This is a genomic window from Gilliamella sp. BG2 (genome assembly GCF_046635645.1).
GTDB lineage: Bacteria > Pseudomonadota > Gammaproteobacteria > Enterobacterales > Orbaceae > Gilliamella > Gilliamella bombi.
In genome coordinates, this window is record NZ_JBIDFF010000007.1 from 90027 (window position 1) to 110130 (window position 20104).

The 20104-nt window shown below is 34.8% G+C and carries 20 protein-coding genes; 6 read left to right on the forward strand and 14 right to left on the reverse strand.

The window, feature by feature from the left end:
* Nucleotides 1-75: 75 nt before the first annotated feature.
* The gene (locus ACGH6Q_RS04665) at nucleotides 76-795 is read right to left on the reverse strand and encodes a JAB domain-containing protein (protein ID WP_411592117.1); all 720 of its coding nucleotides are present in this window, start codon (nucleotides 793-795) and stop codon (nucleotides 76-78) included.
* A gap of 154 nt (nucleotides 796-949) precedes the next feature.
* Here ACGH6Q_RS04665 and ACGH6Q_RS04670 point away from each other — a divergent pair, with 154 nt between their 5' ends.
* The 4 genes from ACGH6Q_RS04670 to ACGH6Q_RS04685 all read left to right on the forward strand — a co-directional run bounded on the left by ACGH6Q_RS04670 (nucleotide 950) and on the right by ACGH6Q_RS04685 (nucleotide 4801).
* Nucleotides 950-1696, forward strand: coding sequence for a transposase (locus tag ACGH6Q_RS04670; protein ID WP_411592119.1), 747 nt, complete (start codon nucleotides 950-952; stop codon nucleotides 1694-1696).
* 1053 nt (nucleotides 1697-2749) lie between these two features.
* Nucleotides 2750-2890 (forward strand): hypothetical protein, encoded by a 141-nt coding sequence (locus ACGH6Q_RS04675; protein WP_296317585.1) that lies wholly within the window; start codon nucleotides 2750-2752, stop codon nucleotides 2888-2890.
* Nucleotides 2891-2968: 78 nt separating this feature from the next.
* Entirely contained in the window at nucleotides 2969-3724 is a 756-nt protein-coding gene (locus ACGH6Q_RS04680; RefSeq protein ID WP_085165866.1) for a DNA polymerase beta superfamily protein, read from the forward strand.
* A gap of 15 nt (nucleotides 3725-3739) precedes the next feature.
* Nucleotides 3740-4801 carry a DNA polymerase beta superfamily protein gene (locus ACGH6Q_RS04685; protein WP_411592122.1) on the forward strand — a complete coding sequence of 354 codons (1062 nt, stop codon included), beginning with the start codon at nucleotides 3740-3742 and terminating at the stop codon, nucleotides 4799-4801.
* 124 nt (nucleotides 4802-4925) lie between these two features.
* Here ACGH6Q_RS04685 and ACGH6Q_RS04690 read toward each other — a convergent pair whose 3' ends face one another.
* The 4 genes from ACGH6Q_RS04690 to treR form a co-directional block, all read right to left on the reverse strand.
* Nucleotides 4926-5474, reverse strand: a complete 549-nt coding sequence (locus ACGH6Q_RS04690; RefSeq protein ID WP_296302270.1) for a hypothetical protein — start codon at nucleotides 5472-5474, stop codon at nucleotides 4926-4928.
* Nucleotides 5475-5647: 173 nt separating this feature from the next.
* Nucleotides 5648-7321, reverse strand: a complete 1674-nt coding sequence (treC, locus tag ACGH6Q_RS04695; protein WP_411592125.1) for an alpha,alpha-phosphotrehalase — start codon at nucleotides 7319-7321, stop codon at nucleotides 5648-5650.
* Nucleotides 7322-7397: 76 nt separating this feature from the next.
* Entirely contained in the window at nucleotides 7398-8825 is a 1428-nt protein-coding gene (treB, locus tag ACGH6Q_RS04700) for a PTS trehalose transporter subunit IIBC (RefSeq protein ID WP_085165870.1), read from the reverse strand.
* Nucleotides 8826-9003: 178 nt separating this feature from the next.
* Nucleotides 9004-9966: a trehalose operon repressor TreR gene (gene treR, locus ACGH6Q_RS04705; protein WP_174799295.1), complete on the reverse strand. Its 963-nt coding sequence runs from the start codon at nucleotides 9964-9966 to the stop codon at nucleotides 9004-9006.
* 261 nt (nucleotides 9967-10227) lie between these two features.
* Here treR and ACGH6Q_RS04710 point away from each other — a divergent pair, with 261 nt between their 5' ends.
* Nucleotides 10228-10755 carry a hypothetical protein gene (locus ACGH6Q_RS04710; protein WP_143422114.1) on the forward strand — a complete coding sequence of 176 codons (528 nt, stop codon included), beginning with the start codon at nucleotides 10228-10230 and terminating at the stop codon, nucleotides 10753-10755.
* On the opposite strand, the gene ACGH6Q_RS04715 is transcribed toward ACGH6Q_RS04710, so the two are convergent.
* Nucleotides 10752-11117 carry a winged helix-turn-helix transcriptional regulator gene (locus ACGH6Q_RS04715; protein ID WP_411578409.1) on the reverse strand — a complete coding sequence of 122 codons (366 nt, stop codon included), beginning with the start codon at nucleotides 11115-11117 and terminating at the stop codon, nucleotides 10752-10754. The genes ACGH6Q_RS04710 and ACGH6Q_RS04715 overlap by 4 nt on opposite strands.
* A gap of 140 nt (nucleotides 11118-11257) precedes the next feature.
* On the opposite strand from ACGH6Q_RS04715, the gene ACGH6Q_RS04720 reads away from it, so the two are divergent.
* Nucleotides 11258-11893, forward strand: a complete 636-nt coding sequence (locus ACGH6Q_RS04720) for an NAD(P)-dependent oxidoreductase (protein ID WP_296300556.1) — start codon at nucleotides 11258-11260, stop codon at nucleotides 11891-11893.
* Nucleotides 11894-12155: 262 nt separating this feature from the next.
* Here ACGH6Q_RS04720 and ACGH6Q_RS04725 read toward each other — a convergent pair whose 3' ends face one another.
* From ACGH6Q_RS04725 to ACGH6Q_RS04760, 8 genes are all read right to left on the reverse strand, one after another.
* Complete coding sequence (locus ACGH6Q_RS04725) at nucleotides 12156-12644, reverse strand: NADAR family protein (RefSeq protein ID WP_296300555.1); 489 nt, start codon at nucleotides 12642-12644, stop codon at nucleotides 12156-12158.
* 843 nt (nucleotides 12645-13487) lie between these two features.
* Nucleotides 13488-14162 carry a hypothetical protein gene (locus ACGH6Q_RS04730; protein WP_411592127.1) on the reverse strand — a complete coding sequence of 225 codons (675 nt, stop codon included), beginning with the start codon at nucleotides 14160-14162 and terminating at the stop codon, nucleotides 13488-13490.
* A gap of 154 nt (nucleotides 14163-14316) precedes the next feature.
* A complete protein-coding gene (locus ACGH6Q_RS04735; RefSeq protein WP_411592129.1) occupies nucleotides 14317-14643 on the reverse strand; it encodes a hypothetical protein in 327 nt (108 codons plus the stop codon).
* Nucleotides 14644-15006: 363 nt separating this feature from the next.
* Nucleotides 15007-15564, reverse strand: a complete 558-nt coding sequence (gene frr, locus ACGH6Q_RS04740; protein WP_065560532.1) for a ribosome recycling factor — start codon at nucleotides 15562-15564, stop codon at nucleotides 15007-15009.
* A gap of 29 nt (nucleotides 15565-15593) precedes the next feature.
* Complete coding sequence (gene pyrH / locus ACGH6Q_RS04745) at nucleotides 15594-16328, reverse strand: UMP kinase (protein WP_034911998.1); 735 nt, start codon at nucleotides 16326-16328, stop codon at nucleotides 15594-15596.
* Between the two features lie 118 nt (nucleotides 16329-16446).
* Nucleotides 16447-17304 (reverse strand): translation elongation factor Ts, encoded by an 858-nt coding sequence (gene tsf, locus ACGH6Q_RS04750; protein WP_065590774.1) that lies wholly within the window; start codon nucleotides 17302-17304, stop codon nucleotides 16447-16449.
* An 84-nt stretch (nucleotides 17305-17388) separates the two neighbouring features.
* Nucleotides 17389-18126: a 30S ribosomal protein S2 gene (gene rpsB / locus ACGH6Q_RS04755; RefSeq protein WP_034947534.1), complete on the reverse strand. Its 738-nt coding sequence runs from the start codon at nucleotides 18124-18126 to the stop codon at nucleotides 17389-17391.
* A 1445-nt stretch (nucleotides 18127-19571) separates the two neighbouring features.
* On the reverse strand, nucleotides 19572-19790 hold the full coding sequence (locus tag ACGH6Q_RS04760) for a hypothetical protein (protein ID WP_411592130.1): 219 nt from the start codon (nucleotides 19788-19790) through the stop codon (nucleotides 19572-19574).
* Nucleotides 19791-20104 lie beyond the last annotated feature (314 nt).

The window sequence follows — 20104 nt, forward strand, 5'->3', positions numbered from 1 at the left end:
GAATTACAAACTAGTTTATAAAACTCAAATTAACAACAGAAAGAATGCGAGCTAGCTCGCATTTTTGATCGTTCTTTATTCTTTAACTTTAACTGTTTTATTTTTAATAACTTTTTTAACTTCTTTAACTTCTATATCTAAAATTGAAGCTATTTGTTCTGTTGGAATTTCTTTTTCACTTAGAAATTGGATTGCAGAAGCAATCTTTTGTTCTGCTTCTTCTCGACGAGCTTGCTCTGCTTTTGCTTTCTGCTGAGCTGTTTTGGTCTTATCCCTCTCAACTGCCAACTTCTCTTTCGCAATTTGTTTTTCTTGTTTACGGATGCGTTCAACCACTTGGTAAGTCGGAACATATTTCAGGCTTTGTTCGAGTTCTTCCATAAGTTTGATGCTGCGAAAGCTGATATAGGTTTTTGGGGTGATAATTAAGTGGTCGGTAAGCTCGATATTTAAAATATGGGCAACTTGAATTAAGCGATCGGTGATGTCTTTATCGGCCGCTGAGGGGAGCAGCGATCCGGACGGGTGGTTATGCACCAAAATCACGCAAGAGGCGTTTTTCATCACCGCCACACGAAACACGTTCATTGGTTCAATGTTGACCGATTTATACGATCCAAGCGCAATTAGTTCAATATACAGGATATAACCGGCTTGATTCATCCCAATGATCCAAAGATGTTCCTTTTCTTGGTCGATTTTGTTTTCACGCAATAACACACGCTGCATAATACTGTACACGTCGTCCGTGCTTTCAATATAGCGTTTGTCATGTTTGGTTAGTTTAATATCCATCTTATCGCCTTGTAAAATCACACAAAAAATAATATAGCATATTCTGTTTATGCAGGGCAGTGGTTAATCAAATAATTCCACCTGTTCAGTTTTTAGGTTATATTATTTGTAAAAAATATTCAGGAGTCTATACCGTTTCAAAGGGGGGTTAACAATGTATCACTCTATTTTACCCAACGAGCAGCATTCTGCTGCTGAGCGATTTTTGCAACGAGTGCCAGTGTTAATCGCAACAAGTCCATTATGTCGACGCCTTAAGCCTGTCGCATTACTGATTGATATTGCGCCCATGACATTAATTGCTCTGCCACATAGCTTGATTGCCAATAAATTTAACCTTTCACCTCGAGCTGCTCAAAGGCGAGATAACATTATTCGTCAGTGGCTAGCGCAGTATGAGCCTGATCTTTATCAAGCGGTACTTAACCTTATACAATCGATGCCGGCAGAAGTGTCTCGACAAGCTCAGACATTTAAGTCATGGCTGGCCGAGCTACTTGATACGTCAGATATGCCTTGCGATTATTGTGGATCGCTAAGCACAGTTCGCATTGGGCACCGTCTTAATTTTCGTTGCCGAACTTGTCGCCGAACGTTTAATCCACTCAAAAAGTATTATCTTGATAAGTTATCTCATTGTGAACGGTGGTTGCCTTTTATTGATTTATTGCTACAAGGTGAAACATTTAAAACCATTAACCAGCAATTGGGAATTAATACCGATACCGCCGCTAAGTGGCAGCGTTATTTTTTGGGAATAATGGAATTACAAGGATTTTTAGTATTGGCTAACTATTGTCAAATAAAGCGACGCCAACGTTGCCGTCAAATATGGTTAGACGTTCAAGCAGGTACCACATTTTTACCGACTGGTAAGTCGCATTTTAGATCTAAGTCATAGTAATAATTAATGAGGTTGTAAAAAATATTCAGGAGTCTATACCGTTTCAATCATAACTCATTATGTTCAATCATTTTTTAATGGTAATAGGCAAAGGGCTTTAAAAACCTTAAAAGCGTTAAAAAATTCCGATATTAAAGCAGTAAAGGACAACATACAAACATTGATGAGCTTAAAATAAGACAAGAAATACAGGATGACAATCCAATCAGATGAGTTCCACAGTATAAAATAGTTTGGCGATTTTCTGGCTGATTTCGGCAATTAATTATTGCTTCAAAGTAAGCTTACTTGATATTTTTTGTATCCCACCAATAGAATAATGGCAGCATAATAAAATTGCTGGATATATTATAAAATTAAGGGTTATCATTGATGTGACACCTAACATCTCCATAATAAAATTTAGATTAAAAATCAATTTATTAGTATCTTCCACAATTAACATAAATAAAATTGGAGACATTAAGGTAATGATAAAACTAATTGGCACTGCGCAAATCACTAAAACTATCGGTTGTTTTATTTTATTTAAAAGAAAGATTGAAATCAGAATAAAACAGAAATAACACAAACCATAACATATCAAATAATATAATTCTGGTGTGCGATGTTTTGCGATAATCATTCGATAACACCATTGGTAACTTAGATAGGCACCTATAAAGTTAAACAATACGATAATTAATAAATTAATTATTTTCATTAGTTTGCCCTTTTTTATCTTCAATCTCTTTTACCGCTTCTTTCAAAGAGCTAGGTAACCGATAAAGTTCTTGTAGACCATATTCATGCAAAATGTGTACCTAGCTGTGTGAAATTGTCCATCTTTGTAGTAAATAAATTAGCTTCGACATCTTGCTGACTATTTTTTCTACTTTATTGGTTAAATTGTTATATATGTCATTTTTACACCAACAAAAATAGGACTTTTGGTTGCCACTTACGCATAATGATGCCTCTGTTTCTTATTTAAATATGTGCTTGATTATATTGCATTAATTAACCAAATAGCAACTCTATTTTATTGATCTGATGGAGGATAAAAGATATGTGACATTGGCTAACTATTGTCAAGTAAAGCGATATCAACGTTACCGTCAAACATGGTTAGACATTCACACAGGTGACACGTTTTTACCTGCAGGCAAATCGCATTTTAGATCTAAATCATCATGCTCAATGATTTGTTAATGGTAATAGGCAAAAGACTTTAAATGCGTTAAAAATTCAGATATAAAGTAAAATAAATAACCTAAAGGAATAGTTGCAATGCAAAACCGCATAAAACAAAAGTTAGCAGAATTAGCACAACAACATAATATCCATATACTTTACGCTTGCGAATCAGGCAGTCGGGCGTGGGGGTTTCCATCGCCGAATAGTGATTATGATGTGCGTTTTATTTATGTGCATCGTTTTGAGAAATACTTAGCCATTGATAACCCTGCTTCACATTTAACTTTTCCTATTGATGATGAGCTGGATTTGCATGGTTGGGATTTAAAAAAAACTTTACAATTGATCCGCAAATCAAATACTACCCCGTTTGAATGGTTGCAATCACCCATTATTTATCAACAAAATGCACCAATTGCTAACCAATTATGGCAACTTTGTGCTGATTTTTTTAATGCTCGTGGCAATATTCATCACTATTTAGGGATTGCTAAAAGCGCCTTACAAAGCAGTGAAGGGCAGCAGATCGGTATCAAAAAACTGTTTTATGTATTAAGACCTTTATTAAGTGCCAAATGGTGTTTAGAAAAACAGCAAATCGCCCCCATGGCCATTACGCCATTATTGACACTATTACCTGATGATTTAAGCCAACAAATCAATGATATTATTGCCTTAAAAGCAACCATGACTGAATCAACACCTATCACTATCGATCCAAAAATCTTATTGTTTATTGAACAATCCATGATTGAGATTAAAGAAAGTTTACAGGCTATAGACGAACAACATTTTAAGGCTGATAAGTTAGATTATTTTTTTATACAAACATTAATGAGCTTAAAATAAGACAAGGAAAACTAAATGACAATCGACGATTTAAAAGCACAAAACTTAATCTTATTTGAAGTGATCAGCGGTAGCCGTGCATTTGGTTTGGCTACTGAAACATCAGATACCGATATTAAAGGAGTTTTTTATCTACCTAAAAATAAGTTTTATGGATTGGATTATATTCCACAAATTAATAATGAAACTAATGATATTGTTTATTATGAATTAGGGCGATTTGTGGAACTGTTACTGAAAAACAACCCGAATATTTTAGAAGTGTTAGCCTCGGATCCAAGCTGTATTGTTTATCAGCATCCAATCATGCAGCAGTTAACCCTTGATCTATTTTTATCCCAACAAACTAAACAAACCTTTGCTCACTATGCTATGTCACAAATTAAAAAAGCTAAAGGATTGAATAAAAAAATCAATAATCCCATTGAGGTAAAACGTAAAACGGTTCTTGATTTTTGTTATATTATTCAAGGGCAGCATGCTTATCCCCTCACTAATTGGTTAAGTGAAAAGCGTTTTGAGCAACATTTATGTGGTTTGGTGAATATTCCACATAGTCGAGATTTATATGCACTTTTTTATGATGCCTCGGGGGATTGTGGCTATCATGGCATTATTCAAAATGATGATTCGACCGAACTTTGCTTGTCGTCGGTGAAAGTAGGCACCACAGTAAATGCTTACTTAAGTTTTAATCGTGATGGTTTTTCATCGCATTGTCGTGATTATAAGGCTTACTGGCAATGGGTTGAAAAGCGAAATGAGCAGCGTTATCAAAGTAATATTAAAAGTGGTAATGATTTTGATGCTAAAAATATGATGCATACTATTCGTTTATTGCAAGTGGCGCATGAAATAATGACTAAAGGCACCATTACCAATAAATGCGCTAATCGTGATGAACTGCTTGCCATTAAAAATGGTCAATTAAGCTATGATGAGATTATGAATATCGCAGAAACATTGTTAAGCAAAATTGAAACCGCATCAATCACTTCAATGTTGCCAGAAACACCTAATTTTACTAAAGCGATTGCACAGTTAGTAAAAATGCGTGAATTATTATATAACCACTAATGATATCGCAAAACAATAACAGTTCATGATTGAATTATAAAAATAATTCAATGAGTTATTTACAATACATGTCATTATGTTAATTTATTTCACTTCCTTGTGATACTCTAATTTAAGTATGAAATTATTTTAATTTAGATTTTTTGGTTTCTTTTCTTTCTTTTAGCTCTTTTAATTCAAATTCCAAAACCTGCCAAAAATCCATATTTGTTGGTTCCAAAACATTCATTTCGTGATTAAATTTTACAATATCACTAAATTCATTAACACAATACATATCAGCATCATTAATAATTTTCAAGATTGGGATTGCTTTAAGCCCTGTTTCCTGCATAAATTGATGGCCAATAAAATCAAGCCTCATCCAATCAGCACTTAATTTAGAGGCTGTATAAGTATGAAAACCATATAAAAATGTCCAAAAAGGTCCCACGGCCATTGCTTGAGGACGACGCCAAATCTCCTCTTTTACTTCAATATAAATGCCTCTATGGGGAATAGCATCACAATCTTCACCAAGTAAATGAGCAACATATTCATCAGGAAATTTAATTGCCAAACTATTTTCAATATTGCGAATATCTTGCAATACTATTTTATCTTCAGCCATTGGAAAAACACTATAATCTCTATCTAAATACTGATTCATTAATAAAATCGTTTTGTCTTCCATCCTCATTCCTCTTTAATTTTTTATTTACCCATTTTTTAAGCAAAATATTATAACTTTTAGGCTATTTTTTAAAAGATATTTTAATTAAATCGATCAACTGGTTGGCTTTAAAATGGGACAATTATCGTACATTAAAATGGACAATCTTTTTATAGATTGCCCATATCGCTTGCTTAATCCGCCTGTTGCAACCAATATATGGCTTCATAAGGTCTTAATCTTATTTCAGAGCCTAGCCGATGGTTATCTTGATAATTGCTAAATAATTGTTGCCAATTCAAGAGTTGTAACGAATTAGGTAATGACCATGTCAGTGTTTTATCGGTCAGATTTGCTATCACTAGTAATTTTTGATTATGCCACCGCCTGATATAGCACCAATAATCAGCAATATCTGGCGTTAAATCTTGATAATCACCAAAAATAAAAATCGGGTATGTTTTGCGTAATTTAATTAAGGTTTGATAGCAATAAAATATCGAATCAGGATCATCAAGTGCCGCTTTGACATTAATTTGTGGATAATTGTTTGCCACCTCAATCCAAGGCTTACCTTTAGTAAAGCCAGCATTGGCTGAATTATCCCATTGCATTGGTGTTCGGCTATTGTCTCTGGATTTGCTAGCAAGGATTGCTAAAATTTCCGCTTTAGGTATACCATCAGCTATTTTTTCTTGATAAATGTTAAGACTTTCAACATCTTTATATTGTGAAATATCAGTAAAATGAGGATTAGTCATACCGATTTCTTCACCTTGATAAAGATAAGGTGTGCCTTGTAAACCATACAGCAGCATGGCTAACATTTTGGCAGATTGTTTGTGATATTGGTTTTCATCACCAAGGCGTGAAACGATACGAGGTTGATCATGATTACACCAAAAAATTGCATTCCAAGCCTTATCTTGCATGCCTGTTTGCCAATAGCCAAGGATTTTTTTGAGTTCAAGTAAATCAGGTTTAGCCAGCGTCCATTTATCACCGTTTGGATAATCGATTTTTAGATGATGAAAGTTAAACGTCATGGTCAATTCTTTACCATCTAAGCTAGCATATTTTTGGCAGTTTTCTAATGTGGTGGATGACATTTCGCCAACTGTTTTAAGTTGGTTGGGTTGAAAAACATCACGACTGATCTCTTGTAAAAATTCATGAATTTTTGGACCATCGGTATAAAATCGACGACCATCGCCATTTTCATCATCCAGAAAATCTTGCTGTTTTGAAACTAAATTAATCACATCAAGCCTTAATGCATCAACGCCTTTATCAGCCCAAAATTGACATACTTTTTTGATTTCTTGACGAACAGTTGGATTTTCCCAATTAAGATCGGCTTGCTGTTTAGCAAATAAGTGCAAATAATACTGTTTTGATTGTTCATGCCATTGCCATGCTTTACCGCCAAATTTTGACCGCCAATTGTTAGGCTCTGAGCCATCGGCTTTAGCGTCTTTCCAAATATAAAATGAGCGATAAGGACTTGACTTATCTAAGGCTGATTTAAACCATGGGTGCTGTGTTGAAGTATGATTAAACACCATATCCATCATAATGCGAATACCACGCTCGTGCGCTTGTTTAACCAGTAGTTCGAAATCAGCCATTGAGCCATAGCTCGGATCTATATCATAATAATCCGACACATCATAACCGTTATCAATTTGTGGGGATGGATAAATCGGCGTTAACCAAATAGCACTAACCCCTAAATTTTCAAGATAGTCTAATCGGCTAATAATACCTAATAAATCACCCGTCGAACCAGCGCCACTAGCTTGGAAACTTTTTGGATAGATCTGGTAAATAGTACCATTTTGCCACCAAGGGATATCGATTTTATTCATTGCTTGCTCTTTATTATTTATTTTTCATAAATTAACCGCTCAATAACAAGAACGGTTAATGGTTATTAGCTCGTGTTTAACGAATATCTAACGTACCTTTTTTAAGTTTAATTTTATAAACGATCGAAGTTAAAACAATCGGAACCACAATTGCCACAATCATCGCCAAAGCATAAATCGACCAATATATCGGCTTTATCGATAAAATACCCGGCAAACCGCCAACCCCAATACCATTAGATAACACACCAAATAAACCACAAATTAACCCGGCTAAAGCTGAACCAACCATGGCGCACAGCATCGGGAATTTATAGCGCAAATTAATACCATACATAGCAGGCTCGGTTACCCCAAGATAACCTGATATGGCAGCAGGAACCGACACTTCACGCTCATTATGTTTTTTACTAACTAAAATAATACCCACAACAGCCGAAGCTTGAGCAATATTAGATAAAGCAATAATTGGCCAAATCGGCGTACCGCCCATGCTTTCAGTCATTTGTAAGTCAATTGCAAGGGTTGTATGGTGAATACCAGTAATAACCAATGGTGAATAAAAGAAACCAAAAACAGCAGCGCCAATAAAGGCATAATCACCAGTCATTAAATATTTAACAATAAAAGCAATACCATTACCTAACATTCTTCCAATTGGACCTAAAAGGAAATGTGCTAAAAACACAGAAACAAGAAGCGCAACAATCGGCACAATCACTAGATTCAAGTAATCAGGTACAATTTTGCGTAATCGTGTTTCGATCCAACCCAACGCTAAACCTGCAAAAATAGACGGAATCACCTGCGCTTGATAGCCGACTTTTTCGATACTAAACCAACCAAAATCCCAAACATCAGGTATTTTACTGCCAAGGTCATAAGCGTTCATCAATTGTGGTGAAACCAAAGTGATGCCTAAAACAATACCTAAAATTGGCGATCCTCCCATCTTTTTCACGGTAGACCAACAAATGGCAACTGGTAAAAAGTGGAAAATCGCCTCGCAAGGTAACCAAAGTATACTGTAAATTGGCGCTAGCCAATGATAGGTTTGTATCAGCGGCTTATCATCAATAGTTGGCATTTCACCAATAATATTACGTAACCCAAGTAATAAACCACCAGCGATTAAAGCTGGTAATAATGGCACAAAAATTTCCGCTAAGTTAGAAATAAACCTTTCAAAAAAAGACATATTCTTTTTAGCTGCTACTTTAGTTTGCTCTTTGCTTGCTTCATCTAAATTTAATTGCTGGATCAATGCTTTGTAATAACTATCAACATTGGTACCAATGATAACTTGAAACTGTCCAGCATTATTAAAACAACCTTTCACAAAAGGCAGTTCTTCTATAGCTTGGACATCAGCTAGCTTAGGATCAACTAAGGCAAACCTCAATCTTGTTAAACAGTGAGTGACACTGGCAATATTTTCTTTCCCACCAATCAACTCGATTAATTGCATTATCGATTGGCTAGTTAATTGGGAATTTTTAGCCATAAAAGGTCTCCTTTAAATTAGAATTAGCCTTTTTATTTCACTAATAATCTGGCTATTTTGAATATAGATTAAGCATAGATTGAATTGATAAATTAATAAATGGGAACGTTCCCTTTTTTGTGATTAATATCACAAATTAGAGCAAAATAAGCACAAATTAAATAAAAATAACTACTGGTTAGCTTATTAAATGGCAAGGAATAGTGATACTTTTCAGTTCAAACTGATTTTGTAACATATTAAGTAACTCTTGAGCCGCACAACTACCTGCTTGATCAAAACCGAGTTCAACTGCACAAGTCTTAGGAAAAAGAAAACTCAGTAGCTCACTATTACCAATGCTAGCTACGGTAATATGTTCAAGCTGTTTTTCGTGTAAATACTTATTTAATCCTAATGCAATACCATCAGTTGCACAAACGATAGCCGATGGATTTTTAGTTAACACCAACTGGGCAAGATCATAACCTGAACGATAACTTAATTGACCTAAAACCGCATTGGGGCTAAGTTGATATTGCTGGCAAAAATCCAAATAGGCTTGATAACGCAATGCGCCAGTAGTTTGGTCTTGTTGCTCAATACCGATATAACCAATATTTTGATGTTGTTGCGATTGATATAAATGAGCAAGCAATAATCTAACTGCACCAATATCATCATAACAAATACAAGTATGATCTTGGAATTTTCTTGCGATTACTACACTACTATTTTGCCAGGTGGATAATAATGACTGCTCTAGTCCAGTAAATGCAAAGATAACTACGCCATCAGCTTGTTTACCTTTAAGCATGGATAAATATTCTTTGACTTTGGCTGTACTAAATTGGCTTTCCATAATGATAGGATCATAACCATGCCGATAAAAAATAGGCAACATACTTTGAACAGCTTGATTTTCAGAAAGAGAATCAAGGCGAGTTACAATAATCCCAATCACTTTATTCCCATAACCACGCATCGCTCTTGCCGATTTAGACGGCGTAAAGTGATACTGTTCAATGATTGCCAAAACTTTATTACGCGTAGCTTCTTTAACCATAGGATCATGATTAATCACTCGAGACACGGTAGATTTACTTACCGAACAAAGCTTTGCAATATCTTTAATGGTTAAGTTGTTTGAAGATATACTCATAATAATTTAGCCAACAAAAATCAATAAAATCATACTAATCTATTTTATAAAAAATAGCGATTTGAGATTATTTATACCAGTTGGTAAATAAGTTTTGTTAACTAATAGCTATATTAAGATTTAATATAAAATTGACCATTTACCCATTGATATTAAAATAATTTTATTTAACTAAATTCTGACAAATACTATCTAATGCAGTTATTTTTTGTAACAATAGTAAATAATTTAAACAAAGCCTTAAAAAGGAAAAAAATAAAGGTGTCATACAAATTTTTATGCAGTTCACTGCTCATTTTGGGTTTCTCAGGATATGCATTAGCGACCGAAACAAATAATACAATTGAAGCACAATTTAAAGCGGCTTTATTATGCAAGGTTGCTCCAATTGATGGTCGTGATGCAAAAGTGGTTAAACAACTTAACCAACAAAACATTACCATAAAAAACTTAGAAGATGATGGGCTGATTAATTTAGAGTATCACTTTGCCAAACCGCTGGAAATAATGAATACGACTGTATCGCAAATTAAATACCAAGGCGATAGCGGTTCATATTTTTATGCTGTTGCCAAAGGTGATATAGATACATTTGCCAAAGCAATGGGGGCAATCCCAATCCCTGCCCATTTAAAAGAAGAAATGTCTTGGGGTGATATAGGACAATATTATCAATATACAGCCCCAATCACAGAAGAAAATCATTTTCCTAGTATCATTCTTATCGGTCGTGACAAAAATGCCAACTCAGATGAGTTTTATTTTGGCTGCGAAGAATTTGATAGTTAATTATGATTGATTGACGGATGAGGAAAAGGTGACTCATCCGCTTTTAATTTGTAGGCCTTTCCCCACTCTAACATGGCATCATGCACCTGTTTTAGACTTTGTCCAACCTCGGTTAATGTATATTCAACTCTGGGGGGAACCTCGGCATACACTTTGCGGGTTAATAACCCATTTTTTTCCATAGCTCGCAGGTGCTGAGTTAAAACTTTTTGTGATATACCAGTCAGCGATTTTTTTAGTTCACCAAAGCGCTTGGTTCCCGTAAGCAGGTCTCGCACAATTAAAACTTTCCACTTATCACCTATTAACATTAATGTTATTTCAACAGGGCAAATAGGCAAATCATTATTTAATTTAATCATTAATCCTTAAAATTCAACAATAGTTTCAAAAAAGTTACTATAGCACTATTTGGTACCTACTTTACAGTAGAAACGTTAAAGACTAATATAAAACCATTCTTATATCATGTTAATCCTTAAACGATTAAAAGGAGTAAAGTATGAAAATAGCAGTCATTGGTGCGAGTGGTAAAACAGGGCAACTTTTAGTCAAAGAGGCGATTTCACGAGGGCATGATGTTACCGCAATAGTGCGCAAAGCGAGTCAACCGCTCGATCCCAAAGCAAATGTGCTAATTAAAGATCTGTTCGAATTAACCTATACTGATTTAAAACCCTTTGATGTGATTATTGATGCATTTGGCACATGGACACTTGAATCACTGCCATTGCATCAAACCAGTTTAAAACATTTAACCGATATCTTGAGCGGTAAAGTTAATCGCCTATTAGTTGTTGGTGGTGCAGGAAGTTTATACGTTAATCCACAACATTCAATTCGTTTGGTTGATACACCTGATTTTCCTGATGAATTTAAACCATTAGCAATCAATATGGCAAAAGCACTTGATGAGCTTAAAAAATGTGAAGATGTACAATGGACTTATTTAAGCCCAGCCATTGAGTTTAATGCTGATGGGGAAAGAACTGGGCATTATATCTTGGGCGGTGAAGAGGTGTTATTTAACAGCCAAGGAAAAAGCCAAATCAGTTATGCCGATTATGCTATTGCCATGATTGATGAAGCAGAAAAAGCCAAGCATATTAAGCAACGTTTTACTGTGGCTACTGAGTGATATTTTTAAAATTCAGTTGCTAAGCTTTTCAAAGCAGAAATAATTGTTTATTTTTTATAACAATTAATAAAATATCCCAACAAAAATATTCAACGCTTATTATTTTAGTGGTTGGATTTGGCTTGGGATATTTTTAACAAAAAGCTAATCTATGTTAGCGCCATAAACAAAAAAGTTGATAAAAAGATTGATAGTTTTGTCAAAAAGTTTCAGGTAACTATGTGTTTCAGTATAAAAATAGATGATTAATAGTTATTTAGAATTACGCTTTTAATGCCTTCCTTACTTGCATTAAAACTTCACCAAGTAAATTTTTGCCGCGCCATTTAGTCATATTAAATCTCATTTCGTCATCAATACTTAAACCAATTCCCCAAATCTTATCATAAGGGCTTGCTTCTGCTAATACTTTATCTTTGGTTGATAATAGATATTTTTTAAGCTCATCATTTTGAGAAAATTTTGCATAATTACCCTCAAAAACAATCTCTTTTTTATGCTTATTCCATATATTTTCATCAAAATTACGCACAGTTTGCCCCAGCTTTTTTTGCATTTTAGATGACGGAATAGATAGAATAGCATTGGCACTCTCTATATCTTTAAATAACAACGCTTTAGAATACATCATCCATTGTTCTGCACTAGTAAATGCTATTTCATTAATAACAAAATGACAAGGATACCACTGAGATAGATAATGATCAGGACTAAAAAAGAAAATCATTTTCTTCTTTCCGACTTGTTTCATCTATTTAAATTGCTCCTTTTGTAGAATAAATAAACTTACAGCTAAGAAACCTCTGGATTGTTTACACTTCATAATTAAAATAACTCTTTAAAAATTCATGATGCGTTTTAACCATATTATAAAAGTTAATAAATCGCCTAAAATTTTATTCTCTATATGGTGAATCTGCAAATATTTGCTGATTCAGAATATATCCCTTTATAAATCCATACTAAATTTGTATATTTGCCCATTAAAGGTGATAATTAATTTTGTCACAAAATTTTATAATAAACCGACTCATTGTATTTTTCTAGTTTTGGCATAGTCCATTTTTCTAAAGCTTGTTGTATTGCTAACTAAATGTTTTTTTAAGTGAATTATTAAGGTAGACCACCACTATCAACAGCAAAGTGGATTTTAGCTGAGTTGCCCCACAGCTTTTTCCTATCTGATGTGAATGCTAAGTTTCTACATCTGAGCTACGTTGATGCGCTCGCACATTTGGTCGAGTTTTTTTATGTGTTTGATTATTGGTTTTATGTTGAATCCTAATAATTGATTTATCACATAAAACGATTGGTTGTATGTCTTTAAAAAAGTCCTTCTCTCAAAAAATGAATCGGGTTGTCACTTAATGCTAATTTTTGTTTAATTTCCATTGCATGACTCCTCTTTGTTTATTTGCTTGTCCTTGTGCCCCCGCCAGCCACGCTTTCAGCGTTGGTGGCGGGGGGGCGCGATTGTGGCTTTACCGCAACTGCTCAACCCTAAGGGGTTTGCTCCAAACTTATACTGGGGCTTTATTCTTTTTTATATTGTTCTTTCAGACACCATAACCACCTTCCGCGCCATAAGGATTAATTAACCACCACTTAAGCAAAGACCATCGTTACCGCCGAAGTTATCACTGTGCCTATAGACGTAGCCTTTGCTCGAGCTAACAGCGAGCATCATATTATCACCTGATCGGCTGCCACCTAACCAGTAGCCGCTGCCGATGAAACCCGCATCAGCGTAGCTGTTCATGCTGCCCCACTCCGTGAAAAATCCAGCGCCTATTTGACGTTGGTATTCCCCATGTCCTGACGATGGCTTGGCGCCATCGTTCATTATGATATAATCTCTACCCACTTTTATTTTTATACATGGGAAAAAATGATCTCCTCTTACACCACACTTCGCATTGGTTAAATCACTTGTCCCCGGCATGTGATAACCCAAACCTCTACACCATCCAGATTGTTCATTATAATATCTTCTTACGGCCCCACTACTGATGAACCACTTCTTCAACACAAATCCATATTTTACTAACTCATAACCATCTTTATCTCTACCCACTAACTCAAACGTCTGCGGTAACCTTGGCCTAACTATTCGGCCAGGTCTGAACCTTTGATTTCTTGCCTCTGGACCTGTTAGCTTAACACGTGCTACAACTTGTCCCCTATCTTCATAAGGAATCCAGTAATCATTAGGTACAACATTTATCACGCTTGCAGTAATTCCCTCATGCGTGACAGGTGCCCATGTCAATTCTCTTACATCTATTCCTGTAATGAGTAAATCAAAATATAAATTATCCGCACCTGTAGTTGGAAAATTGAGGTTATATGATCCTGGATTGGTTGATTGAACTAAAAAGCCCTTTTTAGGATTCCATATGTTAGCAGGGCCTGCGTGTTTTCCCTCACCCTGATATAGATTCGGCCTTACATTTGATAACTGGCATAACTGGCTCCGCTGGTAATGGTTCGGATAGTAATATTATTGCATCACTACGATTACCCGCTCGATACTTTTTGCCATTCGCCTGTACATTCCATGACAATGACAATAATAACAGTACTGATACTAGCAAAGCTGTTTTAGGTGATTTGAGCGATAATTTCGATAATTCGTTGAGAGATAATTTGGAAGGTATAAATAAGTTTTGTGTAAAAACTCGTCGAATAGGATTATTTGATAAATTTAAGACATAGGTTTGCCAGTGCTTGTGCCTAAAATGATAATGCATTACGTTCCTCGTGTCAAGTAATATTTTGTTTTATTTGAATTTTTATAATTATTCGCTTATTTAATAAGCTTGTTTTCCTACAGCGATAAAAGTATAACCATTTATAAAATAGTTGGCTAGTTTTTTGGCGGACTTTTTTGTAAATAATTGTGCGTAGTGAGGTAACGGCGGATGTTGGTGCTGTGGGATGTTTTTTTGGAGTTCGGTTTTGGATGACTGTTTTAGGGGGCTGTTTTGGATGAAAATTAGATTAAAAAATAAATAAAATCAATTCATTTACTGACCGATTTTTAAAATCAAGGAAAAACGCTCTGCTTTATAAAACAAAGCGTTTGGAAGAAAAGAGAAAAAAGAAGATAAAAATTAGAATTCCATTAGTTCCTTTTCTTTATCGGCAAGCACTGTATCTAATTTTTTAATTGCGGCATCTGTCGCTTTTTGGATTAAATCTTGTGCTTTACGTTCATCATCTTCAGATATTTCTTTATCTTTTAGTAATGCTTTGATTTGGTCGTTGGCATCACGGCGAATATTACGGATCGATACTCGACCTTGTTCTGCTTCGTTACGGACAATTTTGGTTAAGTCTCGACGGCGTTCTTCGGTTAGTGGCGGTAATGGAACGCGAATAACGGTACCTGCTGATGCTGGGTTAAGTCCTAAATCTGATGTTAAGATTGCTTTTTCAATTAGTGGCGTAAGTGATTTGTCAAATACAGTAATCGCTAGCGTTCTTGCATCTTCAGCAACGATGTTAGCTAGTTGGCGTAATGGCGTTGGACTACCATAATATTCAACCATAATACCATCTAATAAGCTTGGTGATGCGCGACCCGTTCTTACTTTAGAAATATGATTTTGAAACGCATCAATACTTTTTTCCATGCGCGTTTGCGCTTCTTTTTGAATCTCGTTTAACATAATAAAAGCCTTATTTAAAATAAAGATAATTAACTGGTTACTGTTGCTTTGTTATTAATTAATGTCCCTTCTTGTTCACCTAATATAACACGACGCAACGCTCCAGGTTTATTCATATTAAAGACACAAATTGGTAAATTATGATCCCTTGCTAATGTGAATGCCGCTAAATCCATTACTTTAAGCTCATCTGTAAGCACTTTTTCATAGCTTAGTGTTTTATAAAGTGTTGCTGTTGGATCTTTAACAGGATCGGCAGAGTAAACACCATCTACTTTGGTCGCTTTTAAGACAACATCTGCACCAATTTCAATACCTCGTAAGCATGCTGCTGAATCGGTTGTGAAAAAAGGATTACCAGTTCCAGCAGAAAGGATAACGACTTTACCATGACGAAGCAAGCTAATTGCTTCAGTCCAACGATAGTCATCGCACACGCCATTTAATGGAATGGCTGACATTAGGCGAGCGTTTACTTCTATTCGGTGCAATGCATCTCGCATCGCAAGTCCATTCATGACAGTTGCAAGCATGCCCATGTGATCACCAACTACTCGGTTCATTCCCGCTTTAGCAAGCCCTGCGCCACGAAATAGATTACCACCCCCAATAACAACAGCAACTTCAACATTCATTTCAATAAGCTCTTTTATTTCTTGAGCCATACGATCAAGAACGGTTGCATCAATACCAAAACCTTCGTCACCTTGTAGTGCTTCACCACTGAGTTTAAGAAGAATACGTTTATAAAAAGGGGTTACCATATGATGTCTCACTGTTTCGTTATTTAATAAAATAAGGAGCTAGGGCTCCTATCTAGCAGTAATTTTAAAATATTTTGTAGATAAACAAAACCGCCTTAACGGCGGTTTTATAAAACAATTAAGATTGTTTTGATATTGCTGCAACTTCTGCTGCGAAGTCAACTTCGACTTTTTCAATACCTTCACCCACTTCAAAACGAATGAATGAAGTAACTGCTGCGCTCTTTTCTTTTAATAAGTCGCCAACAGTTTTTGAAGGTTCCATTACAAATGGTTGACCAGTTAGTGATACTTCACCAGTGAATTTACGCATACGGCCTTCAACCATTTTTTCAGCGATTTCACGTGGTTTACCTGATTGCATTGCGATATCAATTTGAATGTTACGTTCATGTTCAACCACGTCAGCAGGTACGTCACTTGGATCAACGTACTCTGGTTTGCTTGCAGCAATGTGCATTGCGATGTGTTTAACTAATTCATCGTCAGCACCGTTTGCAGCAACTAATACACCAATACGAGCACCGTGTTGGTAACTACCTACTACGTCACCAGCAATTTCAGCAACACGACGAATACCGATGTTTTCACCAATTTTAGCAACTAAAGCTGTGCGCTCTTCTTCAAATTTAGCTTGTAATGCAGCAATATCGCTAATGCGTTCTGTTAATGCCGCCTCTGCAACTTTATCACTAAATGCTAAGAATCCTGCATCTTTAGCAACAAAGTCTGTTTCGCAGTTTACTTCTAATATTACGCCAAATTTTTTATCCGCAGAGATTTTAGAAATAATAACACCTTCAGCCGCAACACGACCTGCTTTTTTAGCTGCTTTTGCTTGACCTGATTTACGCATGTTGTCAATTGCAAGTTCGATATCACCGTTTGCTTCAACTAATGCTTTTTTACATTCCATCATACCTGCGCCAGTTCTTTCGCGCAGTTCTTTTACCATAGAAGCGGTAACTTCAGCCATTTTTTAATCCTCTATTTAACCATTGTGATGATTTTCATTAGAATGGGTCGATATTATTATCGACCCTGAAAATATTTGAGTTTATTACTCTGCTGCTGGCGCTTCTTCTACGAAGCTTTCTTCAGATACTGGAGATTGGTTTTGTTCACGACCAGAACGTACTGCTTCAGCAACTGCATTTGCATATAATTGAATTGCACGAATCGCATCATCATTACCTGGAACAACGTAATCAATACCATCAGGATCTGAGTTAGTATCAACAATAGCAATGACTGGAATACCTAAGTTGTTAGCTTCTTTGATAGCGATATGTTCGTGGTCTGCACCAATAACAAAGATCACATCAGGTAAGCCACCCATATTTTTAATTCCACCCAAGCTATTTTCTAATTTAGCCATTTCACGAGCACGCATTAGTGCTTCTTTTTTGGTTAATTTATCGAATGTACCATCACTAGCTTGTGTTTCTAAATCTTTTAGACGTTTGATTGATTGACGTACTGTTTTCCAGTTAGTCAACATACCACCTAACCAACGGTGATTAACGTAGTATTGTCCACAGCTTTCAGCAGCTTGTTTAATTGCTTCGCTAGCTGCACGTTTTGTACCAACAAATAAAATTTTACCTTTACGAGCGGCAATCTTGTTTAATTCAGCTAATGCTTCGTTAAACAGTGGTACTGTTTTTTCAAGATTGATAATATGAACTTTATTGCGTGCACCAAAAATAAATGGTTTCATTTTTGGGTTCCAATAACGAGTTTGGTGTCCAAAGTGTACACCCGCTTGTAACATATCGCGCATTGATACTGTAGTCATGATTTCCTCATTTTGACGTTGGGGTTATGCCTCCACATATCCGCTCTATCCGACCTATACATAAAGTAAAAGGCACCCCGGAAAAGTGTAATGATATGTGTGTGTTATAACGTTAATTAATCATTAAATTTAATGCTTTTATCCATCATTACTTTTGCAAAAAAATAATGTGAAATGTAGCGCGCGTTTTATACCATAAATAGTATAAGATTGCTAGCTTTATTTGTAATATTAACTGTTGTTAGCGGAGTTAATTATTGTTATTTAGATGTAGGTAAGTTTTATTAAACTTTCACTTTTTATTTAACGTACAAACATAAAGACAAAAACATAAATAAAATCAAAGTGATTTTTGACGGTTTTTTGGGTGATGATTTGTAGAAATAAAATATACTTAATAAGTTTGGTTATTTCGATAGTCATAAGCAAGTTCACTAAACAATGCATCATTTAAAAAGTAAAAAAGTCAATAAGTAGTCTTTAATGCGTTTTTCGAGTTGATTGAGTTCTATTCTGGCTATCATGATTTTTATTCTTTAATGAGTTACAGATCTATTATCGTAATTTTTATAAATAGCCCAAACTTAATACACGATTCACGTAGTAAATTATGCTGCTTGTTTTCGTGTCTAATATTCAATGGATATCGTATTATTTAATGCTTCATGGGGTCTTTTCCGTTTCTTTTAATATAGATACGATTTAGTGTTCAGCTATTCTTATTATACTTTTATCATGGAGAATTTTTTACTCTTTTGCTATCCTATTTTAGACGGTTATATTTTTTCGGTTAACCATGATAAAGGAAAGAATGAATAAAAGAGAAAAAACGCAAATGCAGAAAAAACTAATGGTTTATATTCAGAGGAATAACTAATGATAGTTTTGTTAGCGCAAAGAATAAAAATATGAGTAAATCCAATAATAACACACAAAAATAACATTATTCGCCTTTCCCATCTTAAACGCTTATTTGCCATATAATCTATTCTACTATATCCCCTATAACGAATAGTAACCAAAATGGGTAGAATAGAAACAAGATAAAATATAAATCAAAATAACCACGTTTAACAATTCCTTCTTTCACCTTGAATCATTTTTTATTTAAATTTTTTCTTTTTTATATAAGATTTAGGACTTTCTAACCATGATATAGAAAAGAATGCATAAACAATAAGAAATATGTATGCTGAAACTAAAATAGGCTCATAACCTAAAATAGAATTATCTAGGCTTTTTAATTTACTTTTTAGTTCACCTGCAACTATTACCTGAAAAATTAAAGCGATATAATTGAAAATTAGCACCCCCTCGTTTTTTCCAATTCAATTGCTTATTATAATGATAATCGCTTATTGTATATTTTCTGAATCGATAAGAAAATATAATAGGCAAAAGAGATAAAAAATAATATGCAATATAGATTAATATAATCATGTATGCTATTCCTTTTCTTGAATATGTCCATCGTAATATTTTAAATATTCAGTACCATCTATGCGCTTACATAACCAATAATTAGGCTGATTATCAGTATCAGATTCACTCCCAGTAATACGGATTACAAGTGAACAGTTTTCTATAACTTCTTCTGTATTAGTAATTTCTTCTGGATGAGCAATAAATAGATCCGCATTATCACTATTATCATCTTTAACCATTATATTTTTAGTTTTGTTATAAATTTTAAATAATGATATACTATCGCCGACTATTTCTAAAGTTAAGAATAATTTACTCATTTGTTTATATGCTCGTGTCAGATCCTGTCTTCCATAATGAAATAATTTGAATACTTTCGTAGCTGGATAAAGTTTGCTAGGTTTAAAAGTTTTATCAATTTTAGGAACTAATTTAAGTTTTCCTTATTACTACGGTCATTACCATTGACATGCCCTAAGCCAGCCAGCGCAGCAATGCTATTACCATTTAAAGTAGCAAGTAGTGCACCCTTTCTAAGTTGGTTGTTGTGTTT

Coding starts and splice junctions, on each gene's coding strand:
- treB (WP_085165870.1), bottom strand. CDS start 8,825: ATGGCTAAAAATTCCCAATTAACTAGCCAATCGATAATGCAATTAATC.
- ACGH6Q_RS04715 (WP_411578409.1), bottom strand. CDS start 11,117: ATGATTAAATTAAATAATGATTTGCCTATTTGCCCTGTTGAAATAACA.
- treC (WP_411592125.1), bottom strand. CDS start 7,321: ATGAATAAAATCGATATCCCTTGGTGGCAAAATGGTACTATTTACCAG.
- ACGH6Q_RS04760 (WP_411592130.1), bottom strand. CDS start 19,790: ATGGTTAAAGATGATAATAGTGATAATGCGGATCTATTTATTGCTCAT.
- tsf (WP_065590774.1), bottom strand. CDS start 17,304: ATGGCTGAAGTTACCGCTTCTATGGTAAAAGAACTGCGCGAAAGAACT.
- ACGH6Q_RS04735 (WP_411592129.1), bottom strand. CDS start 14,643: ATGCATTATCATTTTAGGCACAAGCACTGGCAAACCTATGTCTTAAAT.
- frr (WP_065560532.1), bottom strand. CDS start 15,564: ATGTTAAACGAGATTCAAAAAGAAGCGCAAACGCGCATGGAAAAAAGT.
- ACGH6Q_RS04720 (WP_296300556.1), top strand. CDS start 11,258: ATGAAAATAGCAGTCATTGGTGCGAGTGGTAAAACAGGGCAACTTTTA.
- ACGH6Q_RS04665 (WP_411592117.1), bottom strand. CDS start 795: ATGGATATTAAACTAACCAAACATGACAAACGCTATATTGAAAGCACG.
- ACGH6Q_RS04685 (WP_411592122.1), top strand. CDS start 3,740: ATGACAATCGACGATTTAAAAGCACAAAACTTAATCTTATTTGAAGTG.
- ACGH6Q_RS04670 (WP_411592119.1), top strand. CDS start 950: ATGTATCACTCTATTTTACCCAACGAGCAGCATTCTGCTGCTGAGCGA.
- ACGH6Q_RS04680 (WP_085165866.1), top strand. CDS start 2,969: ATGCAAAACCGCATAAAACAAAAGTTAGCAGAATTAGCACAACAACAT.
- ACGH6Q_RS04725 (WP_296300555.1), bottom strand. CDS start 12,644: ATGAAACAAGTCGGAAAGAAGAAAATGATTTTCTTTTTTAGTCCTGAT.
- ACGH6Q_RS04690 (WP_296302270.1), bottom strand. CDS start 5,474: ATGGAAGACAAAACGATTTTATTAATGAATCAGTATTTAGATAGAGAT.
- pyrH (WP_034911998.1), bottom strand. CDS start 16,328: ATGGTAACCCCTTTTTATAAACGTATTCTTCTTAAACTCAGTGGTGAA.
- rpsB (WP_034947534.1), bottom strand. CDS start 18,126: ATGACTACAGTATCAATGCGCGATATGTTACAAGCGGGTGTACACTTT.
- treR (WP_174799295.1), bottom strand. CDS start 9,966: ATGAGTATATCTTCAAACAACTTAACCATTAAAGATATTGCAAAGCTT.